Below are 10,230 nucleotides of genomic sequence, written 5' to 3' on the forward strand. Positions count from 1 at the left end.
TAATTTTTTGAATGACGATCCTCTCCCCGTTTATGGACAGATAACTGAAAAGCCAGTGTTTTCAGGAAAAAGAATTTCGCGAGGGTTATATCGTACAGATAAGGGGATTCTGGTTCAATCTGATGTCATGGGTTCCTACAATATTTTACGAAAAGCATTGGCTCTTCTAGGTTCTGTGTGATCAGTTTAACTTACAATATGATCGATCGATCTTTGTGTCCTCTGTGTCTCTGTGGTTCCTTCCACTCCCTCGCTAGGAGGAATGTATCTTAGAATACATTTTACCCACCAAACCTGGGAGAGCCAAGCATTCCCAAATGCGTTTAACCGCTATGGGATAGAGAGGTGCGTAGTTCACCCAAGGAGAATCAATCTCTCGAAGTAAAAGTGAAAGGAATTTCTGAAATGGAATTCAGTCTGTCTATATTTGACTATACTTTTACTAACTATGACCACTCCCCATCTCCTGCCGACCGACTCCTCAATTAAGCGATACTACTGCGCTTTCTCGCTTCCTTATAAGATGTTCCCACATCCTGTAAACCGACTTTAATCATCTGTTGTTCCAAAAGGGCAAAAAAACGCAAGCGATCGCCACCTTTAATCACCGCTAAATTGTGCGCTTCCGCTAAGGCGATCGGATAACCATAACCTTTTAACACCTGGGCTAGTAAAATACTTAAAGAGCGATCGAGTAATTCTCCCTCCTCCACCACCCAAGCAGGAACCTCTACCCTAGCGATTTCCGTCCCCACATGGAGATAACAGAAGTAAATGCGGTGTTCATCCCCATAAAGATCGAGTATTTTCAAAGAACTGCGCCAAAAAGGACTTCTTTGCCCCGGTTCCAATAAATAACCCCAGAGAGAAGCATCCCGGAGAGGATCGACAACGCGACAAGGGGTTTTTTCTGGGTCTAAATCACCGCAATTGATCAAGCAATTGGGACTATCATGGGGACAAGATTGTAAACGCAGGAAATTTAAGCCTTCCGTGCTACGAGAAGCACTAATATAACCTATAAGCGGGATTTTAGCCCCTCGCAAATCGTCCCAAGACTGAAAAATCGGTGGCAAAATTAAATCCTTTGCTTCCGGGGGGAGACTATCGATAAACCAATAGATCAAAGAACCATCCACAAGGGCTAAATTTGGTTCATAATGGGCGCCGGGGGGTTTTACCCAACGAGTAGCCATTTCTGCTAACATTTGGCTTTCTAATACCGTGCGACGATAACTCATCCACTCATCGACGCGAATACCCCACTGTTTAGAAATGTAGAGGTCTTCTGATTTGTAATAGACTTCGGGAATGCTATCGAGGAGCGGGTGCAAATTTTGACCATAGTGCAACATAATCCTACCGATATTAATTAGATAACAGTAGGCGATTTCGTGGTGAGAAGGGGCAATTTGGGAACCATCCGTGGCAAAAACGCTATGACTTTCGGGAGCGGGAAGGATACTAACCCGGGTGTCGAGAGGTTCGATCGGTAGTGCAACGGAGAAAATTAGGCGATCGTGCCAGTTATGATAGAGTTCTAGCAGTTTTTCCTGTTGCTGTTGAGCCTGTTCTAAAAGAATTTTAGCCCGTTGCACGCGCTCGCGACTAGCTGTCACTTCCTGTTGAAAATGTTGACTGATTCCTGGCATTTTTGCCGCTAATTTCGCAAGATCGAGCATAGCTGTCCTCTCCCTGACTTTTTTTGATTTTATCGCAATTTCCTGTCTCTAAGGATAATTTTGTCAATGATTGCCAAATTTATCCTTAGTAATCTCCGCTTACAGCAGTTATCTTAATGGTGAGATAGGAAGTTTTCCTTTTGGGGAGTCACTCGTCAATACCAAAAAGGAATTCTGCGTATTTAGACAATATTTCTCCTTAAGATCATTATAGTTTTGATAAGAAGTAATTTGCTCATGTTGCATTCTACCAATAATAATACCAGGGTGTATCCCTAGTTGTTCGGCAAATTGATTAATAGCTTTTCTATTCAGAGAATTATTGGCGATAAATCTCTGCCAATCTCCAGGATCAATTAAGAAATTAGCCGCAAAAACATCCGCCTCTTTTTCTTTAATTGTATCTTGAATATCTTGCCCCTCTAAAAATAAAGTTCGTTTCCCATGTAATAAAATATGACCAGCTTCATGAAAAAAAGAAAACCAAAAATGATCATTTGTTTTGTATCGATCGCTCAATTGAATTAAAGCTCTGTGAGAACCTAACCAACGGGTAGCACCGTGTACCCTTGTTTTCGGAAGTTCAGGGACAAAGGCTAAGGCAACCCCCGCTGCCGCACAAAGCTCGATCATTTGCGGTTGAAATACCTCGATAGACTTAATAGTTAACGAACGAATTTGTCGCAAGGCATCTCTGAATTTCAACTCGTTGTAATCAGCACAATTAATTTTCGATGCTTCTATTTCTCCTTGACGCAACCATGCCGTTATTGCCCCTCGATCGCTATCAAATGCTTGAGACTTTCTAAAATCAATCGATAAATTTATCCCCCAAATCTCCTCCCATTTCTCAGGGGAGACAACGGCAAAAAAATTCAAGCTCTCTCGTAATTGCTCTATTTTATCCTCATCAAACTTGAGCCAGCCTAATTCAGTCATCTGGCGATAAGGAATTTGTTTTAACCAGCCTAAGTAGGTGGGTGGAATTAAATATAAAATGAACGTAGGTTGGGTTGAAGCATGAAACCCAACGCCCGCATGGGTTACGCTACCGCTAACCCATCCTACAAATAATTGTGCCTACCTACTTAAATAACCTTTTAATCTTTGATTCTCATTTTTTCTCGCTAAATATTCCCGATAAAGTCTTTCGCGCTCTATCCAGAAACTGGCGGGAGTTCCTAACACTAACTCTATCTGTAAGGCGGTATCGATAGTAATCTCCGCTTTACCTTTTATGATCTCATTGATAGTCTTTTTTGGTCTGCCCATGCGTTGGGCTAGTTCCGATTGAGACATATTTCTTTCTTCTAGGATTTCGGCAAGGGTTTCTCCCGGTGGAGAAATAAAATCCGGTGCATATCTGTTCTCAATAGTATTAGTCAAGGGTGTCATCTATGCCAATAATTACGACTGCGGTTACTTTCTGCCAATCAATTCCCCCGTCTGCTTTTTGAGGAATCGGTATATTAGCCGGCTCAAAAATTAGTCTGAGAGGATGAACTAAATCTAGAGATAGTTGTCCAGCACGGTTATGTAACAATTCGTGGCAACGTCCCGGCAGCGATCGCATTTCCTCCAGGACAATAACTGCTTTTAAGTCGTCGAGTCTTTGCCTGATTTTCTTAGCCATCTTCTCTCCATACTGTTTTTTCAGTAGTTTTTGGCTATTGCATTCGTTCTCAAATTTTTTTTCCTTAAATACAATATCCATTGTAGATGACCCTTGTAATATTGTTAACCTCAAAGGTTAACAATATTTTATGGCAGCACACCTGGGTCGCATCCAGTACAAACGCTCTAAATATATCGTTAAGAGCTAATAGTCTAGACACCAGTTCTGAAAATGAGGTTAGCTAGAGACAGCTTTTCAGACATTGGCCGATTAATCAGGTGATAATTATCGCTAAAATTGCACCATCAAGCCAAAACAACGAAGCTGTAATTTTATCGCCTAATAACGCCCGAATTGAGTGCCGCCGCCGCCCAAGAAAAAGACAATCTCTAACATCTAAACCGGAGAAAAGCACAATCGCGGACTTGACAACAACAGCAACAATTTGCTATAATGACCTTTTGTCAACGATTTGACCTTCGGTAATAGGAGTTCAGAGTAACCTTAGATACAGCCCTATCATGCCCACCATTCAGCAATTAATACGCGACGAAAGATCCAAAGCGAAAAGAAAAACCAAATCTCCCGCCCTCAAACAATGCCCCCAACGTCGGGGAGTTTGTACAAGAGTATACACCACCACACCGAAAAAACCCAACTCAGCCCTACGGAAAGTCGCTAGGGTACGTTTGACCTCTGGATTTGAGGTGACAGCCTACATCCCGGGCATCGGTCATAACCTGCAAGAACACTCGGTCGTCCTGATTCGGGGCGGTCGGGTCAAAGATCTACCCGGAGTCAGATATCACATCATTCGCGGCACCCTCGATGCCACCGGGGTGAAAAACCGTCAAAAGGCGCGGTCTAAGTACGGAACCAAACGCCCCAAACCCGCCGCTAAATAAACAGGGAATTGATTAACCAAAAAAATACTCCCACCGAGTCGGTCAAAGTTAACCCAAGAGACTGAAGACTCGCAGGAGAGGGTTTGAGATGGGCTGTAATCATCCGACTGTCAAGCAAAAGTTAAAGTTAACCTAGAAAATTCAGGAATATTCCGATGTCTCGCCGTAAAAACGTCAAAAAACGTCCTATTCCCCCCGATCCCGTTTACAATAGCTGTTTAGTCAGCATGACCATCCGCCGGATCATGCGATCGGGCAAAAAATCCCTAGCCGCTAACATCGTTTACGATGCCCTAAAAACCGTCGGCGAACGTACCGGTCAAGAACCCCTAGAAGTATTTGAAAAAGCCGTTAAAAACGCCACCCCCCTAGTGGAAGTGAAAGCCCGCCGGGTCGGTGGAGCCACCTATCAAGTGCCGATGGAAGTGCGCAGCAACCGTGGTAGCACATTGGCACTACGTTGGTTAGTCCATTATGCCAGAACCAGAGGCGGCAAAACCATGGCAGGTAAACTAGCCAACGAGATCATGGACGCAGCCAATGAAACCGGCGGCACAATCAAAAAACGGGAAGAAACCCACCGGATGGCAGAGGCAAACAAAGCCTTTGCCCACTATCGTTACTAAGAAAGATACTTTAAAGATACTTTAAGGGCGGTGGATCACACCGCTGCCGCCAAAAAACTGTCAAGAAAAGTATAGAATTGTAAATAGTGTAAAAAATCCTAGAACAAAATCCCATCACTGGCAAGCAAAGCAAGGAGGTTGCTGTGGCACGGACTATCCCGCTAGAGAGAGTGCGAAACATCGGAATCGCCGCTCATATAGATGCGGGCAAAACAACGACAACAGAAAGAATCCTGTTCTACACGGGAGTCGCTCATAAACTGGGCGAAGTCCACGACGGAACGGCAATTACCGACTGGATGGAACAGGAACGGGAGCGAGGAATCACCATCACCGCCGCCGCCATCAGTACCAGTTGGCAAGATCATCGCATCAACATCATTGACACCCCTGGCCACGTCGATTTCACCATTGAAGTGGAACGTTCCATGCGGGTACTCGATGGCGTGGTGGCAGTTTTCTGCTCTGTTGGTGGTGTACAACCCCAATCGGAAACCGTCTGGAGACAAGCCGATCGGTACAAAGTACCCCGGATTGCCTTTATCAACAAAATGGACAGAACGGGAGCGAACTTCTTCAAAGTTTACGAACAATTAAGAGATCGCCTCAGAGCTAACGCCGTTCCCATCCAAATGCCGATCGGCGCAGAAAGCGAACTGAGCGGGATCGTTGATCTCGTCAAGATGCGCGCCTATATATATAAGGACGATCTAGGGAAAGACATAGAAGAAACCGACATTCCCGAAGACTTATTGAAAAAGGCCGAAGAATTCCGCGTGCAGCTGGTGGAGGCTGTAGCGGAAGCGGATGAAGAACTCCTAGAAAAATATCTAGAAGGTGAAGAACTCACCGAAGCCGAAATCAAACGCGGTCTCAGGGAAGGGACGATTGCTGGTACAATTGTTCCCGTCCTCTGCGGCTCGGCTTTCAAAAACAAAGGGGTACAACTGCTCCTCGATGCTGTCGTCGATTACCTACCCTCACCCTCGGAAGTAGCCGCCGTTAAAGGGATTCTTCCCGATGGCAGCGAGGCAATCCGGGAGGCTAAGGACGATGCGCCCTTCTCTGCTCTGGCCTTCAAAATCATGGCCGATCCCTTCGGTCGTTTAACCTTCCTGCGGGTCTATTCCGGTGTGTTAGCCAAAGGCAGCTACGCCTACAACTCCACCAAAGGAACCAAAGAACGGATCGCTCGCCTGATCGTCCTCAAATCCAACGAACGGATCGAAGTGGATGAACTGCGCGCCGGTGATCTAGGAGCGGCGATCGGACTGAAAAACACCATTACCGGGGATACCCTCTGTGATGATAAGAACCCGATTATTCTAGAATCCCTCTTTATCCCCGAACCGGTGATCTCCGTGGCGGTGGAACCGAAAACCAAACAGGACATCGAGAAACTCAGCAAAGCTCTGCAAGCTCTCTCCGATGAGGATCCCACCTTCCGGGTCAAAGTTGATCCCGAAACCAATCAAACGGTAATCGCCGGGATGGGAGAACTGCACTTGGAAATCCTCGTCGATCGGATGCTGCGGGAATACAAAGTCGAAGCAACCGTGGGCGCTCCCCAAGTTGCCTATCGGGAAACTGTGCGGAAACCTGTACGGGCCGAGGGTAAATTTATCCGTCAAAGTGGCGGTAAAGGACAGTACGGCCACGTCGTCATCGAACTCGAACCGGGTGAACCGGGATCTGGCTTTGTCTTCGTCTCCAAAATTGTCGGTGGTGCTATCCCCAAAGAATACATCAACCCGTCAGAACAAGGGATGAAAGAAGCTTGCGAATCGGGGATCGTTGCGGGTTATCCCGTCATCGACCTGAAAGCAACCCTTGTGGATGGTTCTTTCCACGATGTGGACTCCTCCGAGATGGCCTTTAAGATTGCTGGTTCCATGGCGATCAAAGAAGCGGTGATGAAAGCTACCCCCGTTCTCCTAGAACCGATGATGAAGGTGGAGGTGGAAGTACCCGAAGACTTCATCGGTAACGTCATCGGTGATCTTAACTCCCGTCGGGGACAAATCGAAGGTCAAGAAACCGAGGCCGGCATCGCCAAAGTGTCCGCTAAAGTTCCCCTAGCGGAAATGTTTGGTTACGCCACTGATATTCGCTCCAAAACCCAAGGACGGGGCATCTTCACCATGGAATTTAGCCATTACGAAGAAGTCCCCCGCAACGTGGCCGAGGCGATTATCACCAAAAGTAAAGGGAACGGCTAATCAGTGACCGGTCAGCAGTGAGCAGTGAAGACAAACCGATCATTTAAATTTGATCGATCAACCCTAATAACTGCTAACTTAAAACTGATCTCCGGTGACTGATTAATGTTCACCCACCTGAAGAAGAAAAAAAAACAAAGGAACAGAAAGTAAATGGCACGCGCTAAATTTGAACGGACGAAACCCCACGTTAACATCGGTACGATCGGTCACGTTGACCACGGCAAAACTACCCTCACCGCCGCTATCACTATGACCCTAGCGGCTCTGGGTAATGCCCAAGCTAAAAAATACGATGAAATCGATGCCGCTCCCGAAGAAAAAGCCCGCGGGATCACCATTAACACCGCTCACGTTGAGTACGAAACCGCCAGTCGCCACTATGCACACGTGGACTGCCCTGGCCACGCCGACTATGTAAAAAACATGATCACCGGTGCGGCACAGATGGACGGTGGTATTCTCGTGGTCTCGGCCGCTGATGGCCCGATGCCCCAAACCCGGGAACATATCCTGCTGGCTCGTCAGGTGGGTGTACCTAACCTCGTGGTCTTCCTCAACAAAAAAGATATGGTGGACGATGAGGAATTACTGGAACTGGTGGAACTGGAAGTGCGCGAACTTCTCACCAGTTACGACTTCCCCGGCGACGATATCCCCATTATTGCCGGTTCTGCGAAAGAAGCCCTCGACTACATGACCAAAAATCCCAAGGCCAAAAAAGGCGACAACGAGTGGGTAAATGCGATCTATGAATTGATGGAAGCGGTAGATAGCTATATCCCCACCCCTGAACGGGCGATCGATAAACCCTTCCTGATGGCGGTAGAAGACGTATTCTCGATTACTGGTCGGGGGACGGTGGCTACCGGTCGGATCGAACGCGGTATTGTGAAAGTGGGTGATAACGTGGAATTGGTCGGGATCAGAGAAACTCGCCCCACCACCGTCACCGGGATCGAAATGTTCAAGAAAAGTCTTGATCAAGGGATGGCCGGTGACAACGCTGGTATCCTCCTGCGTGGTATCCAAAAAACCGACATCGAGCGCGGCATGGTGATCGCTAAACCGAATACAATCAAACCCCACACCCAGTTTGAAGGTGAGGTGTATGTGTTAACTCAAGCAGAGGGTGGTCGTCACACTCCTTTCTTTAAAAACTATCGTCCTCAGTTCTATGTACGGACAACCGACGTAACTGGCACGATCCAAGACTACACCGCCGACGATGGCAGCACTGTAGAAATGGTCATGCCGGGAGACCGGATCAAAATGACCGTGGAACTGATCAACCCGATCGCTATTGAACAGGGTATGCGCTTCGCTATTCGCGAAGGTGGTCGCACCATCGGTTCTGGCGTTATCTCGAAAATTATCAAGTAGGCTAATCTACTAATTAACGGGGCAGTGAATTTAAAAGCTGCTCCGTTACTGTCTTGATCTTGTACCTTGACAATTGCAATAGGTGAAATTATGGCTACGTTACAACAACAGAAAATTCGCATTCGTTTGAAAGCTTTTGACCGGCGCTTACTCGATACTTCCTGTGAGAAGATTGTCGATACTGCCAATAGAACTAACGCCACAGCGATCGGACCGATTCCCCTACCGACCAAAAGAAAGATTTATTGTGTCCTGCGTTCCCCTCACGTTGACAAGGACTCCCGTGAACATTTTGAAACCCGCACCCATCGCCGCATTATTGATATTTACCAACCCTCTTCTAAGACAATCGATGCTTTGATGAAATTAGATTTACCCGCCGGGGTTGATATTGAAGTTAAATTGTAAAAAATGCCAAAAAGATGTTAGTGCTAACATCTTTTTTTCTTAGAAACTCTTTCTGATACCAAATCCGTTTTTAATAGTCTGATTAACTCCCAAGTTAGGGATTTTTTCTCCCCACTCTCCCATAACTTTTAGATAGGATTTAGCATAAAAAGAGGTTATTAAAAGAAGGCCAGTACACTTGTTAAGGGTGCATCGCCAAAATTGAGATGCCCCCGATCGCTAAACCGTTTGTAGGGGAAAACCTAAAGCTTCTCGTTGCTGTAAATACAATTGAGCAACCTGTCGCGCTAAATGGCGAATTCTGCCGATATAACGGGTTCTTTCAGCTACAGCAATCACACCTCTAGCATCGAGTAAATTAAAAGTATGGGAACATTTGAGAACATAATCTAGACTGGGAATCACCAGAGAGCGATCGATTAATTGTTTAGCTTCCTGTTCATATAAACTGAATAAACTAAACAATAACTCAGGATTAGAAGCCTCAAAATTGTAGGTACATTGTTCGATTTCATTTTGCAGAAAAATATCACCGTAGAGGATATTTTCATTCCATTGAATTTTATTAATTGCCTCCACATCTTGCAGATACATGGCTAATCTTTCTAAACCGTAGGTAATTTCGATCGCCACGGGACGACAATCGATACCCCCACACTGTTGAAAGTAGGTAAATTGGGTGATTTCCATCCCATCTAACCACACTTCCCAACCCACACCCCAAGCGCCGAGGGTGGGAGATTCCCAGTTATCTTCCACGAAGCGAATATCATGATCTTCTGGGTTAATTCCTAACACCCGCAGGGAGTCTAAATAGATTTCCTGAATATTATCGGGAGAGGGTTTAATTAGGACTTGATATTGATAGTAATGCTGAAAACGATTGGGATTTTCGCCATAACGGCCATCCGTAGGACGACGACAGGGTTCCACATAGGCAACAGCCCAAGGTTCCGGACCAATTGCTCTTAAAAAAGTGTGGGGACTCATGGTTCCTGCACCTTTTTCTGTATCATAGGGTTGAGCAACTAAACAACCGCGATCAGCCCAAAATTCATTTAATTTAGCGATAACAGCTTGGAAAGTTAGAGACATGGGAAAAAGTAAAAAAGCGGGTTAGGGGTTGGGTAATTATAAATTATAAATTATAAATTATAAATTATAAATTATAAATTATGAATTATGAATTGGGAATTGGGAATTATAAATTATGAATTATAAATTATGAAGTGGGGTAGTGGGGAAGTGGGGAGGGAGCATCTCACTTATGCAATGAGTATTAATACTTATAGCAGTCAAAAACTAGAAAATCTTCAACTTGATCACAAAGAGAAATGAGATTATAATAGTTATAACTTACAATTCAGAATAGCTCTCGATGGGAGGAATAAT

General features: G+C 45.5%; 8 protein-coding genes and 3 pseudogenes. 6 read left to right on the plus strand and 5 right to left on the minus strand.

Going from position 1 to position 10,230, the window contains the following annotated elements; genetic code table 11:
• Window positions 1–181, plus strand: a pseudogene (locus ACE1AQ_RS14820) (RNA-guided endonuclease TnpB family protein); the annotation flags it as partial.
• Between the two features lie 304 nt (window positions 182–485).
• On the opposite strand, the gene ACE1AQ_RS14825 reads toward ACE1AQ_RS14820, so the two are convergent.
• The 4 genes and pseudogenes from ACE1AQ_RS14825 to ACE1AQ_RS14840 form a co-directional block, all read right to left on the minus strand.
• The gene (locus tag ACE1AQ_RS14825; RefSeq protein WP_008201756.1) at window positions 486–1,682 is read right to left on the minus strand and encodes a DNA double-strand break repair nuclease NurA; all 1,197 of its coding nucleotides are present in this window, start codon (window positions 1,680–1,682) and stop codon (window positions 486–488) included.
• A gap of 108 nt (window positions 1,683–1,790) precedes the next feature.
• Window positions 1,791–2,657: pseudogene (locus tag ACE1AQ_RS14830) on the minus strand (ImmA/IrrE family metallo-endopeptidase); the annotation flags it as partial.
• A gap of 120 nt (window positions 2,658–2,777) precedes the next feature.
• Window positions 2,778–3,068: pseudogene (locus ACE1AQ_RS14835) on the minus strand (HigA family addiction module antitoxin); the annotation flags it as partial.
• Window positions 3,061–3,396, minus strand: a complete 336-nt coding sequence (locus ACE1AQ_RS14840; RefSeq protein ID WP_110546031.1) for a type II toxin-antitoxin system RelE/ParE family toxin — start codon at window positions 3,394–3,396, stop codon at window positions 3,061–3,063. The pseudogene ACE1AQ_RS14835 and the gene ACE1AQ_RS14840, both read right to left, overlap by 8 nt.
• A 422-nt stretch (window positions 3,397–3,818) precedes the next feature.
• Here ACE1AQ_RS14840 and rpsL point away from each other — a divergent pair, with 422 nt between their 5' ends.
• From rpsL to rpsJ, 5 genes are all read left to right on the plus strand, one after another.
• Window positions 3,819–4,202: a 30S ribosomal protein S12 gene (gene rpsL, locus ACE1AQ_RS14845; RefSeq protein WP_002740176.1), complete on the plus strand. Its 384-nt coding sequence runs from the start codon at window positions 3,819–3,821 to the stop codon at window positions 4,200–4,202.
• A gap of 155 nt (window positions 4,203–4,357) precedes the next feature.
• Window positions 4,358–4,828 carry a 30S ribosomal protein S7 gene (gene rpsG / locus ACE1AQ_RS14850; protein WP_002758831.1) on the plus strand — a complete coding sequence of 157 codons (471 nt, stop codon included), beginning with the start codon at window positions 4,358–4,360 and terminating at the stop codon, window positions 4,826–4,828.
• Between the two features lie 143 nt (window positions 4,829–4,971).
• Window positions 4,972–7,047 carry an elongation factor G gene (gene fusA / locus ACE1AQ_RS14855; protein ID WP_008201747.1) on the plus strand — a complete coding sequence of 692 codons (2,076 nt, stop codon included), beginning with the start codon at window positions 4,972–4,974 and terminating at the stop codon, window positions 7,045–7,047.
• Between the two features lie 153 nt (window positions 7,048–7,200).
• A complete protein-coding gene (tuf, locus tag ACE1AQ_RS14860) occupies window positions 7,201–8,430 on the plus strand; it encodes an elongation factor Tu (protein ID WP_008201745.1) in 1,230 nt (409 codons plus the stop codon).
• Window positions 8,431–8,520: 90 nt separating this feature from the next.
• Window positions 8,521–8,838, plus strand: a complete 318-nt coding sequence (rpsJ, locus tag ACE1AQ_RS14865) for a 30S ribosomal protein S10 (protein WP_002800099.1) — start codon at window positions 8,521–8,523, stop codon at window positions 8,836–8,838.
• A 219-nt stretch (window positions 8,839–9,057) separates the two neighbouring features.
• Here the strand turns inward: rpsJ and glyQ are convergent, their stop codons facing one another.
• Window positions 9,058–9,933 carry a glycine--tRNA ligase subunit alpha gene (gene glyQ, locus ACE1AQ_RS14870; protein WP_008201736.1) on the minus strand — a complete coding sequence of 292 codons (876 nt, stop codon included), beginning with the start codon at window positions 9,931–9,933 and terminating at the stop codon, window positions 9,058–9,060.
• Between the last annotated feature and the right edge of the window lie 297 nt (window positions 9,934–10,230).

It is taken from the genome of Microcystis sp. BLCC-F209, from assembly GCF_041928595.1.
Classification (GTDB): domain Bacteria; phylum Cyanobacteriota; class Cyanobacteriia; order Cyanobacteriales; family Microcystaceae; genus Microcystis.

Excerpts from the sequence above, each read along its gene's own strand:
- ACE1AQ_RS14825 (WP_008201756.1), bottom strand. The coding sequence starts at position 1,682 with ATGCTCGATCTTGCGAAATTAGCGGCAAAAATGCCAGGAATCAGTCAA.
- ACE1AQ_RS14840 (WP_110546031.1), bottom strand. The coding sequence starts at position 3,396 with ATGGATATTGTATTTAAGGAAAAAAAATTTGAGAACGAATGCAATAGC.
- rpsL (WP_002740176.1), top strand. The coding sequence starts at position 3,819 with ATGCCCACCATTCAGCAATTAATACGCGACGAAAGATCCAAAGCGAAA.
- rpsG (WP_002758831.1), top strand. The coding sequence starts at position 4,358 with ATGTCTCGCCGTAAAAACGTCAAAAAACGTCCTATTCCCCCCGATCCC.
- tuf (WP_008201745.1), top strand. The coding sequence starts at position 7,201 with ATGGCACGCGCTAAATTTGAACGGACGAAACCCCACGTTAACATCGGT.
- rpsJ (WP_002800099.1), top strand. The coding sequence starts at position 8,521 with ATGGCTACGTTACAACAACAGAAAATTCGCATTCGTTTGAAAGCTTTT.
- glyQ (WP_008201736.1), bottom strand. The coding sequence starts at position 9,933 with ATGTCTCTAACTTTCCAAGCTGTTATCGCTAAATTAAATGAATTTTGG.